This is a genomic window from Burkholderia sp. MSMB1078WGS (assembly GCF_001528895.1).
In the GTDB taxonomy this organism is placed as follows: Bacteria; Pseudomonadota; Gammaproteobacteria; order Burkholderiales; family Burkholderiaceae; genus Burkholderia.
Map to the genome: position 1 here is coordinate 15,171 of NZ_LPDI01000061.1, position 21,340 is coordinate 36,510.

General features: G+C 67.4%; 21 protein-coding genes. 14 read left to right on the top strand and 7 right to left on the bottom strand.

Annotated features, from left to right (window positions below; genetic code table 11):
* The first annotated feature begins 16 nt into the window (after positions 1 to 16).
* From WT24_RS15665 to WT24_RS15700, 9 genes are all read left to right on the top strand, one after another.
* Positions 17 to 1,042, top strand: coding sequence for an amidohydrolase family protein (locus WT24_RS15665; protein ID WP_060034624.1), 1,026 nt, complete (start codon positions 17 to 19; stop codon positions 1,040 to 1,042).
* Between the two features lie 2 nt (positions 1,043 to 1,044).
* Positions 1,045 to 1,728, top strand: coding sequence for a 4-carboxy-4-hydroxy-2-oxoadipate aldolase/oxaloacetate decarboxylase (ligK, locus tag WT24_RS15670; protein ID WP_059502540.1), 684 nt, complete (start codon positions 1,045 to 1,047; stop codon positions 1,726 to 1,728).
* A 14-nt stretch (positions 1,729 to 1,742) separates the two neighbouring features.
* The gene (locus tag WT24_RS15675; protein ID WP_082742195.1) at positions 1,743 to 2,450 is read left to right on the top strand and encodes a substrate-binding domain-containing protein; all 708 of its coding nucleotides are present in this window, start codon (positions 1,743 to 1,745) and stop codon (positions 2,448 to 2,450) included.
* A gap of 198 nt (positions 2,451 to 2,648) precedes the next feature.
* Positions 2,649 to 4,457 (top strand): tannase/feruloyl esterase family alpha/beta hydrolase, encoded by a 1,809-nt coding sequence (locus WT24_RS15680; protein WP_060034627.1) that lies wholly within the window; start codon positions 2,649 to 2,651, stop codon positions 4,455 to 4,457.
* A gap of 67 nt (positions 4,458 to 4,524) precedes the next feature.
* Positions 4,525 to 5,739 (top strand): porin, encoded by a 1,215-nt coding sequence (locus WT24_RS15685; RefSeq protein WP_060034630.1) that lies wholly within the window; start codon positions 4,525 to 4,527, stop codon positions 5,737 to 5,739.
* A gap of 133 nt (positions 5,740 to 5,872) precedes the next feature.
* Positions 5,873 to 6,001 carry a hypothetical protein gene (locus WT24_RS35325; RefSeq protein ID WP_257127496.1) on the top strand — a complete coding sequence of 43 codons (129 nt, stop codon included), beginning with the start codon at positions 5,873 to 5,875 and terminating at the stop codon, positions 5,999 to 6,001.
* A 130-nt stretch (positions 6,002 to 6,131) separates the two neighbouring features.
* Positions 6,132 to 7,421, top strand: a complete 1,290-nt coding sequence (locus WT24_RS15690) for an FAD-binding oxidoreductase (RefSeq protein ID WP_060034633.1) — start codon at positions 6,132 to 6,134, stop codon at positions 7,419 to 7,421.
* Positions 7,422 to 7,438: 17 nt separating this feature from the next.
* Positions 7,439 to 7,996 (top strand): helix-turn-helix domain-containing protein, encoded by a 558-nt coding sequence (locus WT24_RS15695; RefSeq protein ID WP_060034636.1) that lies wholly within the window; start codon positions 7,439 to 7,441, stop codon positions 7,994 to 7,996.
* Between the two features lie 152 nt (positions 7,997 to 8,148).
* Positions 8,149 to 9,495: a glutamine synthetase family protein gene (locus WT24_RS15700; protein WP_060034639.1), complete on the top strand. Its 1,347-nt coding sequence runs from the start codon at positions 8,149 to 8,151 to the stop codon at positions 9,493 to 9,495.
* Between the two features lie 25 nt (positions 9,496 to 9,520).
* On the opposite strand, the gene WT24_RS15705 is transcribed toward WT24_RS15700, so the two are convergent.
* From WT24_RS15705 to WT24_RS15720, 4 genes are all read right to left on the bottom strand, one after another.
* Positions 9,521 to 10,048 (bottom strand): GNAT family N-acetyltransferase, encoded by a 528-nt coding sequence (locus WT24_RS15705; RefSeq protein ID WP_059502552.1) that lies wholly within the window; start codon positions 10,046 to 10,048, stop codon positions 9,521 to 9,523.
* Positions 10,049 to 10,095: 47 nt separating this feature from the next.
* A complete protein-coding gene (locus WT24_RS15710) occupies positions 10,096 to 10,482 on the bottom strand; it encodes a lysozyme inhibitor LprI family protein (protein WP_059502554.1) in 387 nt (128 codons plus the stop codon).
* A 54-nt stretch (positions 10,483 to 10,536) separates the two neighbouring features.
* Positions 10,537 to 11,301: an N-acetylmuramoyl-L-alanine amidase gene (locus WT24_RS15715; RefSeq protein WP_059793395.1), complete on the bottom strand. Its 765-nt coding sequence runs from the start codon at positions 11,299 to 11,301 to the stop codon at positions 10,537 to 10,539.
* Positions 11,302 to 11,544: 243 nt separating this feature from the next.
* Positions 11,545 to 11,997 (bottom strand): type II toxin-antitoxin system RatA family toxin, encoded by a 453-nt coding sequence (locus WT24_RS15720; RefSeq protein WP_059502557.1) that lies wholly within the window; start codon positions 11,995 to 11,997, stop codon positions 11,545 to 11,547.
* A gap of 192 nt (positions 11,998 to 12,189) precedes the next feature.
* On the opposite strand from WT24_RS15720, the gene WT24_RS15725 reads away from it, so the two are divergent.
* Both WT24_RS15725 and WT24_RS15730 read left to right on the top strand, forming a co-directional pair.
* Positions 12,190 to 13,230: a bifunctional nicotinamide-nucleotide adenylyltransferase/Nudix hydroxylase gene (locus WT24_RS15725; protein ID WP_059793393.1), complete on the top strand. Its 1,041-nt coding sequence runs from the start codon at positions 12,190 to 12,192 to the stop codon at positions 13,228 to 13,230.
* A gap of 73 nt (positions 13,231 to 13,303) precedes the next feature.
* Entirely contained in the window at positions 13,304 to 14,737 is a 1,434-nt protein-coding gene (locus tag WT24_RS15730; protein ID WP_059793391.1) for a nicotinate phosphoribosyltransferase, read from the top strand.
* 42 nt (positions 14,738 to 14,779) lie between these two features.
* Here the strand turns inward: WT24_RS15730 and WT24_RS15735 are convergent, their stop codons facing one another.
* Entirely contained in the window at positions 14,780 to 16,255 is a 1,476-nt protein-coding gene (locus WT24_RS15735) for a PLP-dependent aminotransferase family protein (protein WP_060034642.1), read from the bottom strand.
* Between the two features lie 124 nt (positions 16,256 to 16,379).
* On the opposite strand from WT24_RS15735, the gene WT24_RS15740 reads away from it, so the two are divergent.
* Positions 16,380 to 17,267: a DMT family transporter gene (locus tag WT24_RS15740; RefSeq protein WP_059832145.1), complete on the top strand. Its 888-nt coding sequence runs from the start codon at positions 16,380 to 16,382 to the stop codon at positions 17,265 to 17,267.
* Positions 17,268 to 17,441: 174 nt separating this feature from the next.
* Here the strand turns inward: WT24_RS15740 and lysA are convergent, their stop codons facing one another.
* The gene (gene lysA / locus WT24_RS15745) at positions 17,442 to 18,680 is read right to left on the bottom strand and encodes a diaminopimelate decarboxylase (RefSeq protein ID WP_059502564.1); all 1,239 of its coding nucleotides are present in this window, start codon (positions 18,678 to 18,680) and stop codon (positions 17,442 to 17,444) included.
* A 108-nt stretch (positions 18,681 to 18,788) separates the two neighbouring features.
* Here lysA and WT24_RS15750 point away from each other — a divergent pair, with 108 nt between their 5' ends.
* Positions 18,789 to 19,703, top strand: coding sequence for a LysR family transcriptional regulator (locus WT24_RS15750; RefSeq protein ID WP_059502566.1), 915 nt, complete (start codon positions 18,789 to 18,791; stop codon positions 19,701 to 19,703).
* Positions 19,704 to 19,762: 59 nt separating this feature from the next.
* Complete coding sequence (locus WT24_RS15755) at positions 19,763 to 20,362, top strand: GNAT family N-acetyltransferase (protein ID WP_059793387.1); 600 nt, start codon at positions 19,763 to 19,765, stop codon at positions 20,360 to 20,362.
* A gap of 107 nt (positions 20,363 to 20,469) precedes the next feature.
* Here the strand turns inward: WT24_RS15755 and WT24_RS15760 are convergent, their stop codons facing one another.
* Positions 20,470 to 21,048: a DUF4142 domain-containing protein gene (locus WT24_RS15760; RefSeq protein WP_027781136.1), complete on the bottom strand. Its 579-nt coding sequence runs from the start codon at positions 21,046 to 21,048 to the stop codon at positions 20,470 to 20,472.
* Positions 21,049 to 21,340: the final 292 nt, after the last annotated feature.

The window sequence follows — 21,340 nt, forward strand, 5'->3', positions numbered from 1 at the left end:
AAACGCAGGAGCATCAATGATCATCGACATCCATGGCCACTACACCACCGCGCCGAAAGCGCTGGAAACGTGGCGCAATCGCCAGATCGCCGCGCTCGGCAGTCCGTCGGAGCAACCGAAGGTGGCCGAGCTGAACATCGGCGACGACGAACTGCGCGAATCGATCGAGCACAACCAGTTGCGGCTGATGCGCGAGCGCGGCCTGGACCTGACGATCTTCAGCCCGCGCGCGAGCTTCATGGCGCATCACATCGGCGATTTCGCGGTGTCCAGCACGTGGGCGGCCGTGTGCAACGAGCTGTGCCATCGCGTCCATCGACTGTTTCCCGATCGCTTCGTACCGGCCGCGATGCTGCCGCAAAGCCCGGGCGTCGATATCGCGACCTGCATTCCGGAGCTCGTGCGTTGCGTCGAGGAGTACGGCAACGTCGCGATCAACCTGAATCCGGATCCGTCCGGCGGCCACTGGACGAGCCCGCCGCTGTCGGATCGCTACTGGTACCCGATCTACGAGAAGATGGTCGAGTACGACATTCCCGCGATGATCCACGTGAGCACGAGCTGCAACGCGTGCTTCCACACGACCGGTGCGCACTACCTGAACGCCGACACCACGGCGTTCATGCAGTGCCTGACCTCCGACCTGTTCCGCGATTTTCCGACGCTGCGCTTCGTGATCCCGCACGGCGGCGGGGCGGTGCCGTATCACTGGGGACGGTTCCGCGGGCTCGCGCAGGAGCTGAAGAAGCCGCTGCTGAACGACCATCTGCTGAACAACGTGTTCTTCGATACATGCGTGTATCACCAGCCCGGCATCGACCTGCTGACCGGCGTGATTCCGGTCGACAACATCCTGTTTGCGAGCGAGATGATCGGCGCGGTGCGCGGCATCGACCCGGAGACCGGTCACTACTACGACGACACGAAGCGCTACATCGAAGCGTCGTCGCTCGATGCTCGAGCGCGTCACAAGATCTACGAAGGCAATGCGCGGCGCGTGTATCCGCGTCTCGATGCGCAACTGAAAGCGAAGGGGCTTTGATCATGACCGAACTCGGCGTGGTGTATCGCACGATCCAGCGTGCGGATCAGGATGTGGCGGCGCGGCTCGGCGCGCTCGGCTCGGCAACGGTGCACGAGGCGATGGGCCGCACGGGGCTGCTGAAGCCCTACATGCGGCCGATCTATCCGCGTGCGCAGGCGTCGGGCACGGCCGTCACGGTGCTGCTGCATCCGGGCGACAACTGGATGATGCACGTGGCAGCCGAACAGATCCGGCCCGGCGACGTGGTCGTCGCGGCAATCACCGCGGATTGCACGGACGGCTATTTCGGCGACCTGCTCGCGACGAGCTTCAAGGCACGCGGCGCGCACGCGCTGATCATCGATGCCGGCGTGCGCGACGTCGCGGTGCTCGAGGCGATGCAGTTCCCGGTCTGGAGCAAGGCGATTTCGGCGAAAGGCACGATCAAGGCGACGCTCGGTTCGGTGAACGTGCCCGTCGTTTGTGCGGGTGCGCTCGTTCATCCTGGCGACGTGATCGTCGCGGACGACGACGGCGTGGCCGTGGTGCCGGGCGTGCGCGCGGCGCAGGTGCTCGAGAAGGCGGCGGCCCGGGAAGCGAACGAAGCGGCGAAGCGCGCGAAGCTCGCGTCCGGCGTGCTCGGCCTCGACATGTACGACATGCGCGAGCCGCTGCGGCAGGCCGGCCTGCGCTACATCGACTGATGCGGGCGGACGCGATGATGCAGGCACCGGAAGCGGCCGTGGCCGTCACGGGCATTTCGTCGATGGCGACGCGGCCGGTGCTCGCGCGGCTGGCCGCCGCTTACGAGCGCGACACGGGCACGCGCGTCGCGATTACGTCGGTCGGCGGCGTCGACGCCGCCCGACGCGTGCGCGACGGCGAGCCGTTCGATGTCGTCGTGCTCGCGTCCGATGCGATCGAGCGACTCGCGGCGGATGGCCACGTCGAGCCGGGCAGCCGCGTGGACGTCGCGCGATCGGGCATCGCGGTCGCGGTCGCGAGCGGCGCGCCACGGCCGGACATCGCTACCGAAGCTGCGTTGCGCGATGCGATCCTGCGCGCCGGACGGATCGGTTATTCGACCGGGCCGAGCGGCACGCACCTGATGCGCCTGTTCGCCCGCTGGGGCATCGCCGACGCGATCGCGCCGCGCATCGTACAGGCCTCTCCGGGCGTGCCGGTCGGCGCGTTGATCGCATCCGGCGACGTCGAGCTCGGCTTTCAGCAGATGAGCGAGCTGATGCACGTGCCGGGCGTCGCCGTTGTCGGCGCGCTGCCCGCCGCGGTGCAGGCGGTGACGGTGTTCGCCGCCGCGGTCTTGGCCGTCACGCACGATCGCGCGGCCGCGACGCGGTTCCTCGCGTATCTGGCGTCGCCGCAAGTCGAACACATCAAGCGGGAACACGGGATGGAGCCTGCATAACGCCGATGCGGCCGGATCGATAAACGAATCGGATGGGATTCACCGTTCTTCGCAACGGGTTCTCGCGACGAGATTAGTTATGCTGATGAAGTGGTGAGTGGCAGTCCGGATCGCGCGATCTATCGAAGAATCAATACAACTCGCCGCGCAGCCCGGCCCGGGCGAGCGGCATATCCAGCAGAAAGACAGGAGACAGGCATGCAGACGAACTGCAGGGCAGGGTGGATGAGGCGCGCATGGCATCGCGCGAAACGCGCAACGTGCGATGCACTGACCAGGGCGCTGGCGATCGGCCTCGTATGGCTGTGTGCTGCGTTGACGGGCTGGCCGAATGCGGCGAATGCAGCGGGCACGGCCGGACTCGCGAATCTTCCCGCGGTGATGCCCGCGATGTCGTGCCCGTCGGTCGCGGCGCTCGACCTGAGCGGCGTGACCGACGGCACCGTCACGATCACGTCGGCGGTGCTGCTGCCGGCCGGCACGGTCGTCGGTAACAATACGTTGCCGGCGCCGGTGTGCGACGTGAAGGGGACGATCGGCCCGGGCGCGTCGCTGTTCGAACTGCAACTGCCGACGCGGGGCTGGACGCAGCGTTACCTGCAGACGGGTTGCGGCGGCCTGTGCGGCAACCTGTCCGTCAACGCGCCGATGGCATCGACGTGCGTGCCGGTGACGAACGGGACGATCGCGATGGCTGCGACCGACATGGGCCACGAAGGGGGCAACGACGGCTCCTGGGCACTCGACCCGAAGGCGAAGCTCGACTTCGCCTATCGCGCCGAACACGCGACGGCTCAGGTCGCGAAGGCAATCATCGGCAAGTTCTATGCACGGCCCGCGCGCTATGCGTACTTCGACGGCTGCTCGGACGGCGGCCGCGAGGCGCTGATGGAGGCGCAGCGCTTTCCCGACGATTTCGATGGCATCGCCGCCGGTGCGCCGGCGAACGACCTGATCGTGCAGAACACGTTCCACCATGCATGGCCGAACGCGGTCAACACCGACCCGAAGACGGGCAACGCGATCCTGCTCGCCGGCAAGCTGCCGATGCTGCACGCGGCCGTGCTGAAGGCGTGCGACGGGCTGGATGGCGTGATCGACGGCGTGATCGATAACCCGCGCGCGTGCCGGTTCGATCCCGCGACGATCGTCTGCGCGCAAGGCCAGTCCACCGCGACCTGCCTGACGCCGCAGGAAGCCGACGTCGTTCGCCGGATTCACGACGGCGCGACGACCGCGGACGGCACGCGGCTCGAGCCGCTCGTCTCGCGCGAATGGGGCTCCGAGCTGAACTGGACGCTGTTCGTGCCGGCGACTGCCACTGCACAGAGCGGCACGATCGGCTTCGTGCTGCCGTTCCTGCGCTATCTCGACTACTACAACGCATCGTATCCGTCCGCCGCGATCGGCGATCTGAAGTTCACGCTCGACGGATTCGCGAAGACGGTACCGGTGTCGAACTACCTGGCCGCGACCGATCCTGACCTGAGCCGGTTCGCCGGGCGCGGCGGCAAGCTGCTGATGTGGCACGGCCTGGAAGATCAGCATATCTCGCCGCGATCGAGCATCGAGTACTACGAAGCGATGAAGCGCTACATGGGCGACGCAAGAGTCGACCGCTTCGCGCGCTTCTACTTGTTCCCGGGCGTTGCGCACTGCGGCGGCGGGCAGGGGCCGAACGTGTTCGACATCCTGTCGCCGCTGATGGCGTGGACCGAGACGGGCGCGACGCCGGGCCAGATCGTGGCATCGATCGTCGACGGGAACGGTAATGCGACGCGCACGCGTCCGGTGTTCCCGTATCCGGCTACCGCGCGCTACACGGGCACGGGCAGCACCGACGACGCGGCGAACTTCGTCGCCGATACGCCGAAGGCCGACCCGTTCGTCGACCTGCACTGGGCCGGCGAACGGCTGTACTCGCCGGGTTACGAAGCGCAATGTCAGGCCCAGGGTTCGCAACTCGTTTGCAAGGGCGGAAACGGCTGGCATGCGTATCGTCCGTGACCCGACGGCGGTACGCGCTGATCACGACAACTCATACATTCAACAAGGCAAGGAAGGAGACGGATCGATGAAGAAGCAGGCATCACAGGTCGCGCTGACCGCCATCGCGATGGCGGCGGCCGCACCGGCGTTCGCGCAGAGCAGCGTCACGCTGTACGGGATCGTCGACAACGGGATCGGCTACCAGAGCAACGCGACGGCGCTCGGCTCGACGAGCGGCGGGAAGTCGGTGGTCAGGATGAACCAGGGCGTGTGGGCCGGCAGCCGTTTCGGCTTGAAGGGTGCGGAGGATCTCGGCGGCGGCACGAAGGCGATCTTCACGCTCGAATCGGGTTTCAACTCGGGCACCGGCGCGACGCAGTACACCGATGCGATGTTCGGGCGGCAGGCGTGGGTCGGCCTGACCCATGCGACCTACGGCACGCTGAGCGCGGGACGGCAGTACGCGTCGTACTACCAGACGATGTCGGCGTTCAGCCCGACGACGTGGATCACCGGCTACTACGGCGCGCACCCGGGCGACGTCGACGGGCTCGACACGATCTACCGCGCGAACAACACACTCGAATACACGTCGCCGAAATGGTACGGTCTGACGCTGAGCGGCTCGTATTCGCTCGGCGGCGTGGCCGGCAGCACCAATGCCGGCTCGACATGGGCAGCCGGCATCCAGTACGCGGCCGGCCCGCTCGGCGTCGGCGTCGCGTTCGAGCGTGTGAACAATTCGAATACGGCCGGCGGCACGTGGGGCGCGAATTCGACGACGTCGAACGGCGGCGCGCAGGTAGGTGTGTCGGCGCTCACGAACGGCTACCAGACCGCGAAGGCGCAGCAGCGGTTCGCGGTGGGCTTGAGCTACCGGATCAGCGACGCGTGGGATGCGACGGCCACGTACACCAACACCGAATACATCCCGGGCACGGCGTCGAAGTTCGTCAACACCGCGATTTTCAACACGGCCGGCGCGGTGCTGCACTGGAAGCCGTCGGCTGTGTGGGATTTCGGCGCAGGTTATGCGTACACGCGTGCGACCGAGGCGAACGGCATCACGGACAGCGCGCAGTATCACCAGTTCAACCTGTCGCAGTATTACTCGCTGTCGAAGCGCACGGGGCTGTACCTGCTTGAAGCATATCAGCACGCGAAGGGCAAGACGCTCGGCACGAGCGGCGCGGGCAGCATCGTCGACGCGACAGCGACGCTGGGTGACGGGTTCAACTCCGCGCCGTCGTCGACCGGGAACCAGTTCGCGTTCGGTGCGGGCATCATTCACCGGTTTTAGACGCGCCGCGCGCGTTCCGGCGCTGGACAATGGCGGCTATACGTACGCGCGGCATAGACACGCGCCTGGCGTTGCGCAGCAAGCGTGTGGCCCGCCCGGCGTTTTCAAGCCGGTCCCAGGGTTGGCGGCGGAGGTGCTTTACCTCGCCGCCGGCCTGGGCGTGACGCTGCTGATGTCGATGACGGCGACGGCGATCAATCTGGGGGCGGCTTCGGTAAGGGCCTGGAGCGGAGTCGCTCCTTCCAGTCTCGAACTCGCCTGAACAGAGTGCAACTTTAGTTCGTCGGACTATTTCCTCCGACGGCATGAACGTCGGTCCCCCGCTTGCCTGCATGAAATTGTCATGCTAGTTTTTCATGAAATTTCATGGCGAAATTTTCACGGGAGCCCGCATGTTCGTGCAGTCCGACCGTCACGTCGCAAGCTACTACGCCGGTACCTATCCGGCGCCGATCCCGCATCGGCCGGCGCTGGACGAACGCATCGACGCCGACGTGCTGATCGTGGGGGCGGGCTTCAGCGGGCTGCATACGGCGCTGCGGCTCGCGCTTGCCGGCAAGCGCGTCGTCGTGCTCGAAGCCAGCCGCGTCGCGTGGGCCGCATCGGGCCGCAACGGCGGACAGGCGCTGCTCGGCTGGTCGTGCGACATGCAGCCGCTCGAGGATGCGCTCGGCCGCGACGGCGCGCGCCTGCTGTGGGACAGCATGCGCTGGGCGGCGGCCGAGGTGCGCGAACTGCCGGCGCGGCACGGTTTCGACATCGACTACCGGCCCGGCAGCCTGTGGGCCGCGGTGCGGCCGCGGCGCGTCGCGATGCTGGCGCAGGCGCGCGACGAGGCGGCCGAGCGGTGGGGCTACGACCGGCTGCGCGTGATCGGGCGTGACGAGATGCCCGAATGGATCGGCGGCACGCGCTATCTCGCCGCGCTGCACGATCCGGAGGCCGGCCACCTGAACCCGCTGAAGCTCGCGCTCGGCCTCGCGCTGACGATCGAGCGCGCGGGCGGCCGCATCTTCGAACGGAGCCGCGTGCTCGACTGTCGCGAGACGGCGGGCGGCCACGTCGCCCGCACGGCGTGTGGCGAAGTGCGTGCAGACGTGCTGGTGCTCGCCTGCAATGCGTACGTCGACCGGCTCGATCGCGATCTCGCGCGCCGGCTGCTGCCGGTCGGCACCTACCAGGTCGCGACGGCGCCGCTCGCGCCCGACGTCGCGCGTGCGCTGCTGCCGCGCAATAGCTGCGTGATCGACAACCAGTTCGTGCCCGACTATTTCCGCCTGAGCCCCGACAACCGGCTGCTGTTCGGCGGCGGCTGCACGTATCTCGGCGGCATCCCGGCCGATATCGCGGCGGCGACGCGCCCGCACCTCGAACGCGTGTTTCCGCAACTGGCCGGCGTGCCGCTCGACTACGCGTGGGGCGGTCACATCGACATCAGCATGCGCCGCACGCCGGACATCGGCCGCCACGGGCAGCGTTTCTGGCTGCAGGGCTTTTCAGGGCACGGCGTGCTGCCGACGCTCGCCGGCGCGCGCGCGGTGGCCGACGCCGTGCTCGGCGACGCCCGCCTGCTCGCGCAGTACCAGCGCATCCGCAACCCGCGCTTTCCGGGCGGCGACCGGCTGGCCGCACCGCTCGAAGCGATCGGCAAGGCCTGGTACCGTCTGCGCGATACCGTTTGATTGCACCGGAATCCATCATGAACGAACAGGAAGAGATAGAAAGTCTGGCGATCCTGATCCGCGACCTGCGCAAGCATCGCAAGGTCACGCTGAACGATCTCGCCGAACGGATCGGCCGCTCGGTCGGCTTTCTGTCGCAGGTCGAGCGCGGGCTGTCGCGTCCGACAGTCGCGGATCTCACCGCGATCGGCGAGGCGCTCGATGTACCGACCACGTATTTCTACAGCCTGAGCAAGCCGCGCAGCGTGCCGTGGGTCACGCGGCCCGACGAACGCCGCACCGTGTATTACGCGGCCGGCATTACCGACACCCTCGTGTCGCCGAACATGCGTTCGCGCTTCTCGATCCTCGAAAGCCATCTCGCGCCGGGCGCGAGCAGCGGCGAGCGGCCGGTCGACGACAGCGACGAGCAGGGCGGCTTCGTGCTCGAAGGAGAACTGACGATCTGGCTCGACGGCGACGACACGCCGGTCACGCTCGGCCCGAACGATGCATTTCAGCTTCCCGCGCACAAGCGCTTCCGGTATGCGAACCTGACCGATGCGCCGACCCGCGTGATCTGGGTGTTCACCTGAGTGGCCGGCGGGGCGGGCGATGTCGGAGGCCGCCGCGCCACGCAGCCTGTTTGCAGTACTGATCGACCTGCGGCATGCGTTGCAACGTGCGCCGCATGAACCCGGTTCGCCGCGCTGCGGCGCCGCCGTACGAGACATGGAAAGGATGAGACATGGCTGACGTCGTTCCCGCGCTGGTCGGTGAAGTCCGCGCATTCCGGCAGGCGCATCCCGAGATCCGTTATGTCGACCTGATCTGCCTCGATCTCCCCGGGCATTTCTACGGCAAGCGCTATCCGATCGACGCGCTCGAGAAAATCGCGTCGGGCGCGCTGCTGAAGCTGCCCCAGAACTGCGTGCTGCTCGGCACGCAAGGCGGCCTCTACAAGATCGGCGATTACTGCTTCAACGACGGCGATCCCGATGCGCCGCGCCGCCTGATCCCCGGCACGCTGAAGCCGGTGCGCTGGGAGCGGCAGCCGCTCGCGCAGATGCTGATCAGCTCCGACGGCACCGATTCCCCGATCGAATTCGAGCCGCGCGAGGTGCTCGCGCGCGTGCTGCGACGGTTCGCGGCGCGCGGCATCCGGCCCGTCGTCGCATTCGAGCTCGAGTTCTACCTGTTTGCCGCGCAGCTCGAGCAAGGCATGCCGAAGTATCCGCGCGACCGCCTGAGCGACGACCGCGACGATCAGCCGAACATGCATATCGAACGCCTGTCGCGCTTCTCCGACGTGCTGCACGAGATGGTCGACGCCGCGCGCGAGCAGGGCGTCGATGCGACGGTGATCACCGCGGAGCTCGGCCCCGGTCAGTTCGAGATCAATTTCGGGCATACCGACGACGCGCTGCGCGCGGCCGACTGGTCGGCGCTGTTCTGCCGCAGCACGCGCGGCGTCGCGTTGCGGCATGGCTATCGCGCGAGCTTCATGGGCAAGCCGTACCTGCACGCGCCGGGCAGCGGGATGCACGTGCACGTGAGCCTGTACGACGAGGCGGGGCACAACCTGCTGGCGGCGGACGGACAGCGGCCGTTGCGGCATGCGGTGGCCGGCTGCCTCGCGCTGCTGCCGCATTGCATGCCCGTGTTCGCGCCGAATCACAATGCGTTCCGGCGCTACGGGTCGATGGTGAACGCGGCGAGCCGCGCGAGCTGGGGTTTCGAGGATCGCGACGCCTGCATCCGGGTTCCTGAGTCGGACGCACGCAATCTGCGGATCGAGCACCGGCTCGCGAGCGCGGATGCGAACCCGTACCTGGTGCTTGCTGCGATCCTCAGCGGGATGGAGTACGGGCTCGATGCGCGGCTCGAGCCGATCGCGCCGCTCAACGAGGATCGCGGCAGCGGCATCGATTTTCCGAAGGAGATGCTGTCGTCGGTGGCCGCGATGCAGGATCATCCGGCCGTGCGCGACAGGCTCGGCAGCGAGTTCGTGATGGTGTACTGCGAGAACAAGCGGCAAGAGGAGCTGGATTTTCGCAACGAGATTGGCGCGCGGGAGTATCGGTGGTTTCTGTGAGTGCTGCGTGTGTCGACGAAGCCGGTCAAGGAAGTGCGCGCCAGTAGCGCACTTCTTCGATCGGCGTTCCGTCGATCTCGAAGGTCTTGACGTCGTCTTCGGAGACGAAGCCCTCCCGTTCATAGAATGCTCTTGCACGACGGTTTTCGACGAGTACCCAGAGCGATACCCATGCGTGACCCGCGGCGTGTAGCGATCGGCATGCATGCTCGACCAGCGCCGCGCCGATGCCTTGCCCGCAATGCGACGGATGCAGATAGATCGCTTCGATTTCACCCCACGCATGATCCTTGTCGGCATCGCGCGTCGGACCATAGGCGATCCAGCCTGCCGCGTCGTCGCCTGTGAATGCGAGCGCGACACGCGGGCGACCGGCGTCGAGCGCGCCGCGCCACAAGATCGTGCGTTTTTCGACCGAGAGACCGGCGAGGAACGGGGCCGGCATGATACCCGTGTAGGTGGCCTGCCACGACGCGACGTGGATGTCGGCGATGGTCGGTGCGTCGGCGGATGTGGCCGCGCGGATGTCGATCGTCGTCGTGTTCGGTGCCATGCGTTCCCCGTGTGATCGGTTGCAGTATGCCGTGTGACTGCCCGACCTTACTCGCCGAGCTTCGACGTCACGCACCCGGTGCTCGAGCATTCGCGCTCACGCTCGCGCAGGAACGACAGCCGCGACTGCGTCATGTCGTTCGCACACTGGATATCGACGAGGTAGCTGCTGCCGCGCGCCTCGCTGCACTGCGCGTCGCGTTGTTTCAGCCACGCGAGCTGGCCGGCCTTCAGCGTCGCCTGTTGATCGCCGCTCAACTGCTTGCGCAGCCGGCCGTATTCGTCGTTGAGATCGCGGTCGGACTGCGAGAACTGCGTGCTCGTGCAATACACCTGGTCGAACGCGCTGCGCGGCTTCCCGCAGCCGGCCGCATGTGCGGCGAACGGAACGGCGAGCGCGAGCAATGCGGAGGAGGCGAGCAGATTCTTCTTCATGGTGATGCTCCTGGCTGGGTGAAAACCGTCGAATCCGACGGGCGATGACGTCGTTTATTCGGGCGTCGTACATGCGTCGATGCCGCCGGCGATCGCGGCGGACAGGCGCTGGATCGTCTCGCGCCGCGCGAGCCGTGCTTCTTCGTCCGGATTGACGATCACGCCGGCTTCGACGAGCACGGCCGGAATCGGCGCGGTACGCAGCACGACGAGATCGTCGAAGCGATGGATGCCGAGCGACGGATCGATCAGCGGGCGGTTCTCGCCGCGGATCGGCTGCGCGTGATACAGCGAAGGCCGTTCGCCGGCCGCGACCAGCCGCTGGGCGATCGCCTTCGCGCAACGCAGGCTCTGCGCGTAGTGCGGATTGCGCGCCGACACGAACACCGAGAAGCCGCGGAATTCGCGTTGCCGGCCCGCGTCGATGAACTGCTGCTGCATCGAGTCGTGATGGATCGACACGAACAGGTTCGCATCGGGCGCCTGCGTCGAGCGCCGATCGAGCGCGATCTCGCGGCCGTCCGCCGACGTGCGCAGCACGCGGTCGCCATGCGCGGCGAGTTTGTCGGCGACCGCGCCGGACAGGTCGAGGTTGTACAGGTATTCGACGCGGCCGCTCGCACCGGTGGAGCCCGGATGCGCCGGCGTATGACCGGTGTCGACGACGATATAGCGCCCGGTCGCGGGCCCGGTAGCCGGCGTGTCGATGGTGTCGGCCGCGTGCAGCGCCAGCGGTGCGCCGAGCAGTGGGGCGCACGCGAGCACGTGCGCGGCGGCGCGCACGAGCGGGCGAAGGCGTCGGAGGGTTCGATGCGTCATTGTTGTTGTCGAGAAGGGCGTACGGCGCGTCGATCGGCGCGCCATCGTCGGCCTGCTCAATGCAGTCGGAATGTCGCGCGATTATAGCGGGTGGTGGTGCCGCTGCAATGACGACACGGCAGTTGTCGCACCGGCCGAAAGCCGACGCTCGGGCCGGTCGCGCGGGGCGGCGAGCATGGCGTCGACGGTGTCGTGCGTATGTCCGGATCGCACGTGCGCAGCCTGCGGCCGGCGGTGCGCCGGTCAGCGCGGCAGCGCTTCGGCTTCGGCCCAGCGCTTGAACGAATCGAGGCGCCGGCGCGTCTGCACGAGATAGAACGCGCCGATCAGCGGTTCGAGCAGCCAGCGCAGCCAGGATGGCTGCGCACGGAAGTGGTACGTGAACTTCACCTCGGTCGATCCGGGCGTGTGCTCGGTGAAGTTCCAACTGCCGCTGAAGCGTTCGAGCACCTTCGGCCCTTCGACCATTTCGACGGCGGCGACCTGCGGCGGACGGTACGAGATGTAGCGCGACACCATCGTCGCGCCCGACTGGCTGCGACAGAACGCGTCGACGCCGACATCGGCGGTCGTTCCGTCGAGCAGATACGCATCGATGAGAAAGTTGTCCCACACGAGCCGGCGTCCGTAATCCTGCGACCACGTGAACAGGCGCCTGCGATCGACCCCGACGGTCCGGCTGACTGAGATCCTCATGAGGGCGGGCGCCAGCGGCGCGGATTGGGATGCGATCGAGTGTACTGCGCCAAAAACACGTGTTTCGTCAGACTTCGTCAAGTCGAGCGTGTGCTCGAATACACTCGATTGACGCATCTCGGGAATTACCCTAGGATTCATTCCAACCCTTCGGGACAGACCCGGAGCGTTTCAATCTCTTGAGGGAGCCTCATGAGTACGCAACAGAACCGGCGCTTCGACGCGCTCGTTTTCATTGGTCGTTTCCAGCCTCCGCATCGTGGTCACCTGAACGTGCTGAAGTCGGCATTGAGCCGGGCCGAGCGCGTGTGCGTGCTGATCGGGTCGACCGACAAGCCCCGCACCATCAAGGATCCGTTCTCGTTCGACGAGCGCCGCCAGATGCTGGCTTCGCTGCTCGACGCGTCCGAGCGCGATCGCGTGACGATCGCGCCGCTGCAGGATTCGACCTACAACGACGGCGACTGGGTGCGCTGGGTGCAGGAGGCCGTCGCGTCCACGCTCGGCGACATCGCGCAGCGCAAGGTCGGGCTCATCGGCCACGAGAAGGACGCCACGTCGTATTACCTGCGGATGTTCCCGCAATGGGAGCTCGTCGACGTCGACGCGACGGAAGACATTTCCGCCACCGAGATCCGCGACCAGTATTTCGCCGAACGAACCAACAGCTTCGTGCAGTGGGCCGTGCCGGAACCCGTGTTCGGCTGGCTCGAGCGTTTCCGTACGCAGCCGGAGTTCGCGCAACTGAAGTCCGAGGCGGAATTCATTGCCGCGTACCGCAAGGCCTGGGCCGCTGCGCCGTATCCCGTCACGTTCGTGACGGTCGATGCGGTGGTCGTGCACTCCGGGCATATCCTGCTCGTGCGCCGCCGCAGCGAACCGGGCCGCGGCCTGTGGGCGCTGCCGGGCGGATTCGTGAACCAGGACGAGCGGCTCGATGCCGCATGCATCCGTGAGCTACGCGAGGAAACCGGCCTCAAGCTGCCGGAGCCCGTGCTGCGTGGCTCGATCAAGGATCGGCAGGTGTTCGATCACCCGACGCGGTCGCTGCGTGGCCGCACGATCACGCATGCGTGCCTGTTCAACTTTCCGACCGGCGAGCTGCCGCGCGTGAAGGGCAGCGACGACGCCGACAAGGCGCGCTGGGTTCCGCTCAACGAATTCGCGCAGATGCGCAACGTGATGTTCGAGGATCACTTCGACATCGCGTATCACTTCCTGGGGAAGCTGTGACGCGCTGATTCCCCGCATTCGGTCCGCCGCGACAGACGCGGCGGCACTTCAACGGCCTAGAGGAGCTCTAGCCATGCAAAACGATCCCGGCGGCTTTGCCGCGGTTCTTTCCAATCCGATTCTCAATACGGATTCGTACAAGGCTTCCCACTTCCTCCAATATCCGCCGGACGCGTCGGCGATGTTCTCGTACGTCGAATCGCGCGGCGGCCGATACGACCGCACGCTGTTCTTCGGCCTCCAGATGCTGCTGAAGGAATATCTGTGCAAGCCGGTCACGCACGCGATGATCGACGACGCGCGCGATTTCTTCGCCGTGCATGGCGAGCCGTTCGACGAAGCAGGATGGCGCCATATCGTCGAGCACTACGACGGCTACCTGCCGGTGAAGATCCGCGCGGTGCCGGAGGGTTCGATCGTGCCGGTGCACAACGTGCTGATGACGGTCGAATGCGAGGATCCGCAGGTGTTCTGGCTCGCGTCGTATCTCGAGACGATGCTGTTGCGCATCTGGTATCCGGTGACGGTGGCGACCCGCAGCTGGCATGTGCGCCAAACGATTCGCCGCTTCCTCGAAAGGACCGACGACGATCTCGCGCAACTGCCGTTCAAGCTGCACGACTTCGGCGCGCGCGGCGTGTCGAGCGCGGAATCGGCCGCGATCGGCGGCGCCGCGCACCTCGTGAGCTTCATGGGTTCGGACACGGTGCTCGGCGTGCTGGCCGCGAACCGCTTCTATCGCGAGCCGATGGCCGCCTATTCGGTGCCGGCGGCCGAGCACAGCACGATCACGTCTTGGGGGCGCGAAGGCGAGGCCGATGCGTACCGCAACATGATCGGCCGCTTCGGGTTGCCGGGCGCGATCGTATCGGTCGTGTCGGACTCCTACGATCTGTTTGCCGCACTCGATCTGTGGGGCGGCGAACTTCGGCAGTCGGTGATCGATTCGGGCGCGACGCTCGTCGTGCGCCCCGATTCCGGCGACCCGGTGACGATCGTGCTGCAGACGGTGCGGGCGCTCGATGCGTCGTTCGGTTCGACCGTGAACGGCAAGGGGCGGCGCGTGCTGAACCGCGTGCGCGTGATCCAGGGCGACGGCGTCGACGAGCAGTCGATCGAAGCGATCCTCGTCGCGCTCGACGAGGCGGGCTACGCGGCCGGCAACGTCGTATTCGGCATGGGCGGCGCGTTGTTGCAGCGTGTGAACCGCGATACGCAGCGCTTTGCGATGAAGTGTTCGGCCGTGCGGCGCGGCGGTGTGTGGCACGACGTCCGCAAGGACCCGGTCACCGATCGGGGCAAGCGCTCCAAGGCGGGGCAGCTCACGCTGCTGCGCAATCGCCGCACCGGCGAGTATCGGACGGTGACGCTGCCGGTTGCGTGGGACGATCGTGCGCTGGAAGGCGAATGGGACGAGGCGCTCGAGACGGTGTTCGACACCGGGCGTTTGCTCGTCGATACGTCGTTCGCCGAGGTGCGGGCGAGGGCGCACGCGGGGGAGGCGTGACGCAGGCGGCGGGGCATCCCGCCGCGGCACGGCCGGTTCGCGTCACTTGCCGGCCAGCACCCGGCCGCCGGCATCCGCCGCCGCGCCGCCGCGTTCCACCCCACGCGCCGCGTCCATTGCCCGCGCAAGCGCATCGAACACGGCGGGCCCCTTGCAGCGCGACACGTTGAAGCGCATGTACGACGTCGCGCTGCGCGACACGCTGAATACGTCGCCGGGCGCGAGCACCACGTCGCGGTCCAGCGCGTGGCGCGCGACGCGCGCGGCGTCGAGCCCGTCCGGCAATTGCGCCCACACGAACAACCCGCCGCGCGGCTCCGTCCAGATCGCGAGGCCGGCTCGCGCGAGGCGCCGGATCGTTTCGCCCATCGCATCCGCGAGACGCGCGCGCAGGCTGTCGAGATGGCGTCGGTACGTGCCGTCGATCAGCAGCCGGTGCACGACGTTCGCGCCGATCTGCGCGTTGCCGAACGATGTCGCGAGTTTCAGGTCGACGAGCGCGTCGATCCATTCCGGGCGCGCGGCGACATAGCCGCAGCGGATCGCGGCCGACAGCGTCTTCGAGAAGCTGCCGATCGACACGACGCGCGACAGTCCGTCGAACGCCGCGAGGCGCGGCGCGGGCGTGCTCTCGAAATCCGCGAAGATGTCGTCCTCGACGATCAGCAGCCCGTGCTGGGCCGCGAGCGTCAGCAGCCGGTGCGCGACGGGCGGCGCGAGCGTCGCGCCGGTAGGGTTGTGCAGTGCCGCGTTGGTGATGTACAGGCGCGGCCGGTGCTCGGCGAGTACTTGCTCGAAGCGCACGAGATCGGGGCCGTTCGGCGTGAACGGTACGCTGACGATCCGCGCGCGGTGCGCGCGCAGCAGCGCCTGGAAGTTGAAGTAGCACGGATCGTCGAGCACGACGGTATCGCCAGGTTCCAGCAGCAGGCGGCACACGAGGTCGAGCGCGTGCGTGCCGCCGTCGGTCAGCATGATCTGCGCGGGTTCCGCGTGCACGCCGTGCTGCGCGAGCCGCCATGCAAGCTGCTGGCGCAGCGCGGGCAGGCCGAGCGGCGTCGCATAGTCGGTCAGCGCATCGGATTCGTCGCGCGACACGGCGCGCAGCGCGCGACGCAGGCTTTCGTCGGGCAGCCACGACGACGGCAACCATCCGCAGCCGGGCTTCACCGACGTCGGCGCCGCTTCGAGCGACTGGCGCGACAGCCACAGCGGATCGAGCTCGCGATCGAGGCGCGGGCCCAGCTCGGCGAGCGCGAGCGGCGGTGCGTGGCCCGACACGTAGAAGCCCGAACCGCGCCGCGCGACGAGCACGCCTTCGCTCGCGAGCCGCTCGTACGCATCGACGACCGTCGATTTCGACACGCCGAGGGCGTCGGCCATCATCCGGATCGACGGCACGCGCGCACCGGGCATCAGCGCACGGCTCGCGATCCGCGCGCGCAGGGTATCCATGACGGTTTCCACACGCGTGCGCGACGGCGCGGGCGGAGCGGGAATCGGGGCGGAATGGCTCATGGTGAACGATGAACTGTACGGCCGGTTGTTCAGTACAGTTTGTCTGAATTGTATTGGGCTGTAGCTTACGCCGTTTTTGCCGACGGCGGATCATCGGTCATCCATCTTCCATTCAGGGTTGACCGTGCAAAAGACGACCGACGGATGGCTCAGCGGCATGCTGGGCGTCATCATCTTCAGTGGCTCGCTGCCCGCGACGCGTGTCGCGGTGCAAGGGCTCGACCCGCTGTTCCTCACGTTCGCGCGCGCGACGATCGCCGGTGCGCTCGGCCTGCTGCTGCTCGTCGTGCTGAAGCAGAAGCGGCCGTCGCGTGCCGAGGCCGTGTCGCTGGCCGTCGTCGCGCTCGGTGTCGTGGTCGGGTTCCCGTTGCTGACGGCGCTTGCGCTGAAGCACGTGACGTCGGCGCATGCGATCGTGTTCGTCGGGCTGCTGCCGCTTGCGACCGCGCTGTTCGGCGTGTGGCGCGGCGGCGAACGGCCGCGGCTGCCGTTCTGGATCTTCTCGATCGTCGGCAGCGGCGCGGTGGCCGCGTTCGCGCTGCGCAACGGCGGGCAGGCGTCGGTGCTCGGCGATGCGCTGATGCTGGCCGCGATCGTCGCGTGCGGGCTCGGTTATGCGGAAGGCGCGCGGCTGTCGCGCCAGCTCGGCGGCTGGCAGGTGATCTCGTGGGCGCTGGTGCTGTCGCTGCCGCTGATGTTGCCGCTCGCGTGGCTGACCTGGCCCGCGTCGTTCGACGGCGTCGACGCCGCCGCGCTGTGGGGGCTCGCGTACGTGTCGCTGTTCAGCATGTTGATCGGCTTCGTGTTCTGGTATCGCGGGCTTGCACTCGGCGGGATCGCGGGCGTCGGCCAGTTGCAGTTGCTGCAGCCGTTCTTCGGCTTGCTGCTCGCGGCGGGGCTGCTGCACGAGACGGTGCCGCCGTCGATGGTCGTCGTGACGGTCGTGGTGGTCGGCTGCGTGGCGGGTGCGAAGTACTTCTCGAAGATGGCGCCCGTGCAGCGCGCGGGGTGAGGCAGGCGCGGCGGCGTGCCGCGCATCGGGCCGACGTTACCCGATGCGAGGCCGGCGGCAACGCGATGGCTGCCGATGCGCACGATCGCGATCGTAGACCCGGCCCGAAGCAAAACGGCCAGGCTGCCGGTAGCGGCAAGCCTGGCCGTTGGCGTTCGTCACGCCGTACGCGTGTTACTCGAACGTCTCCAGCGCGAGCAATTCGCCGATCGTCTGCCGGCGGCGGATCAGTCGCGGCGTACCGCGATCGACCAGCACTTCCGGCGCGAGCGGCCGGCTGTTGTAGTTCGAGGACATCGACGCGCCATACGCACCCGCGTCGTGCAGGAACAGCAGGTCGCCGATCTGCGGCTGCGCGAGCTTGCGGTGCGTGACCACCCCGCCGGCATCCTGCGTGAACACGTCGCCCGATTCGCACAGCGGCCCGGCGATCGCGAGATCGACGAGCGGCCGGCCGGCGGGCAGCGCGCCGTCGTGCGCGTGCACCGATACCGCGTGATAGCTACCGTACATCGACGGGCGCATCAGGTCGTTGAAGCCCGCGTCGATCAGCACGAAATCGTGTTTCGGCCGACGGTTGACGGCCTGTACTTCGGTGACGAGCGTGCCGGCTTCGGCGACGAGAAAGCGGCCCGGTTCGATCTCGATGCGCACCGGGTGGCCGAGATGCCGTTCGATCCGCTTGCGCGCGGCGTCCCATTGGCTGAAGTAGTGATCGACGTCGACACGCGGTTCGCCGTCGCGATACGGAATCGACAGGCCGCCGCCGGCCGAGATCGCGTCGATGTCGTGGCCGAGCGACGTGACGAGATCGACCATCGCGTCGCACACCTGCGACAGGTGGCCGTAGTCGACGCCCGAACCGATGTGCATGTGGATGCCGACCAGCTTCAGCCCGTACTGGCGCACGATCTCGATCGCGCGCGGCACGTCGTCGATCCAGATGCCGTGCTTGCTCTGCGGGCCGCCGGTGTTGGTCTTGTTGCTGTGGCCGTGGCCGAAACCGGGATTGACGCGCAGCCACACGCGGTGGCCGGGCGCATGCTCGCCGATGCGCGCGAGCATGTCGAGCGAACCGGCGTTCACGGTCACGCCATGCTTGAGCACCGCCGCGAGCGTCGGGCGATCGATCAGGTCGGCCGTGAACACGACGCCTTCCGGCTCGCCGCCCGGGCTGAAACCGGCCGCGAGGCTGCGTTCGATCTCGCCGAGCGACACGGCGTCGACACACGCGCCTTCCTCGCGCATCAGCTTCAGGATATGGACGTTCGAATTCGCCTTCTGCGCATAGCGGATCACGTCGAACTGGCGCAGTTGGGCAATGCGGTTGCGGATGACGTCGGCGTCGTACACCCACAGCGGGGTGCCGTATTGCTGCGCGAGCGTCGCGAGCTGGCGGGAATCGAGGGACATGGCGGATGAATCGGATCGAATGAACGGATAACCGGATGATGCGCCTGATTGGCTATACGGTAAAATGCCTATCTATCGATATTCGATTCATTTTTGATATATACGATCATGCTGACGCACCGTCATATCGAGGTTTTTCGCGCGCTGATGGTCACCGGCAGCACGACGCGCGCAGCCGAAATGCTGTACACGTCGCAGCCGACCGTCAGCCGCGAGCTGGCGCGGATGGAGCAGGTCGTCGGCTTTACGTTGTTCGAGCGCGCGCACGGCCGGTTGCGGCCGACGATGGCCGCGCTCACGCTGTTCGACGACGTGCGGCTCGCGTATGTGGGGCTCGAACGCGTCGCGGCGACGGCCGCGCGCCTGCGCGAGTTTCGCGACGGGCAACTGTCGGTGATCGCGTTGCCGGCGTTCTCGCACGCGATCCTGCCCGGTGCGTGCCGGCGCTTTCACGGGGCGCATGCGGGCGTCAGCGTGTCGGTCGCGACGCAGGAGTCGCCGGTGCTGGAGGAGTGGCTCACGGCCCAACGTTACGACCTCGGGTTGACCGAGCGCGACGTCGCGCCGGCCGGCACCGTACTCACGCCGCTGCTCGAAGTCGACGAGGTGTGCGTGCTGCCCGACGGCCACCCGCTGCTCGCGCAGGACGCGATCGACCTGCCGGATCTCGCCGACCGCCCGTTCGTGAGCTTGTCGCTGAACGATCCGTACCGCATCCTGATCGACGAGGCATTCGCGCAGCTCGGCGTCGCGCCGCGTTCGGTGGTCGACACCCCGTCGGCGGTGTCGGTGTGTGCGTTCGTGCGGCAAGGGCTCGGGGCTGCGATCGTCAACCCGCTCACGGCGCTCGATTTCGTCGGGCGCGACCTGCACGTGCGGCCGCTGACGCGCTCGTTTCCGTACCGGGTCAGCGTGGTCGTGCCCGAGCACCGGCCGAAGAGCCTGCTCGTCGATGCGTTCGCCGATGCGCTGCGCGGCGAAGCGAAGGCGATCCGCCGCCGGCTGGCCGCACTCCTCGGCTAGCGGCGCCGCCGTATGATGGTCGTTTCGCCGCCATCGTCCTCGTTTTCCGGAATCCCGTCATGACCGACGCATCGTCTTTCCTAGAGCAACCGACCCTCGCCGGTGAGCGTGTCGTCCTCCGCCCGCTCGACGTATCCGACCGGCAGGCGCTGCTGGACGCCGCGGCCGACGGCGAGTTGTGGAACCTCACGGTCACGGTCGTGCCGGGCGCGCAGACGGTCGACGCGTACATCGACACGGCGTTGCAGGGGAGAGCGGCCGGCACCGTGATGCCGTTCGTGATCGTCGATCGCGCGTCGGGCCGTGCAATCGGCAGTACACGCTTCTGGAAAATCGATCGCAAGAATCGCAAGCTCGAGATCGGTCATACGTGGCTGAGCGAATCGGCGCAGCGTACGCGCGCGAATACCGAAGCGAAGTGGTTGCTGCTGGCTTATGCGTTCGACACGCTGCAATGCGTGCGCGTGCAGTTCACGACGGACGAGCTGAACGAGAAATCGCGCGCGGCGATCCTGCGGCTCGGTGCGAAACAGGAGGGCATCGTGCGCCACGAACGGATCATGCCGGATGGCCGCAAGCGCAACTCGGTGCGCTTCAGCATCATCGACGACGAATGGCCGGAAGTGCGTGCGCGACTCGAGGCGAAGCTGGCGACGTAACCCGTAACGCGGGACGCTCGACGTGCGTCGCGCCGCCGGCAGGGGAGGCGGCAGCGCGACGGCGGAGGAAACGGTGCGCCGCGCATGATGCGCGGCGCTGCATCGCCTTACTGCGCCGATGCGAGGTGATGACGCTGCGCGAGCTTCTGCGCGTCCGCGTAGTGCGCCTGCAGGATCGGCAGCGCCTGGCGTGCGACTTCCTTCAGCTTGGTGTCGCGGCCCGACGCGATTTCGGCCTGGAACGCCGAGATCGCCTTCTGCTGGCCGGCGAGCGCGACCTGTTCGATATAGGCCTTGTCGAACTCGGCGCCGCGCAGGCTCTTGATGCTGTTCAGCACGGTCGTGTCCGGGTCGTTGGCCGGCACGTCGACGCCGCGCGGGCTTGCCGCGCGCATCGCCTGGATGATCTTTGCATCGTCGGTCGACACGCGTTGCGCGAACGCCTTGACCTGGCTGTCCGACGTGCGCGAATCGGCGATGCGTGCCGCGTCGTGCTGGGTCGACACGGTCTTCGTGCCGTCCGTGATGAAGGCCTGGTCGGCTTCGTGAATGCGCGTCGCGGTCGCGGCCGGCGCAGCGGACGCGCCGGGCGCCGGTTGCGCGGTTTGCGCGGTCGCCGTCACGGCGACGAGAAGCAGGCCAGCGGCAGACAAGGCAAGGCGCGAAATATGGGGAAAGCGGTTCATGGGACCTCCTTTCGATCGGGGCTCTGGTTGAAAAACGGATCGTGCGATCCGTCGCTGTGCGAGAGACCGGGCGCGCCCGGGCCGGAGTCGACCGCCGCTCTGCCGCGGCGCCGGTCGAAGTGGGTTGTCCGGCCCGACTGATTCTAGGAGAGCGCTCGGGTAGCAGGTGCAACCGTGCTGTGGTTTGTGTAACGGTTGGTAAGACGAATCGAGGGGCATGTGTGCAGCCCGGTAGCGAGTACCTGATGCGCATGCGGCGATGGCAATTTTTGCGCGCGCGTGGCGCATGCAA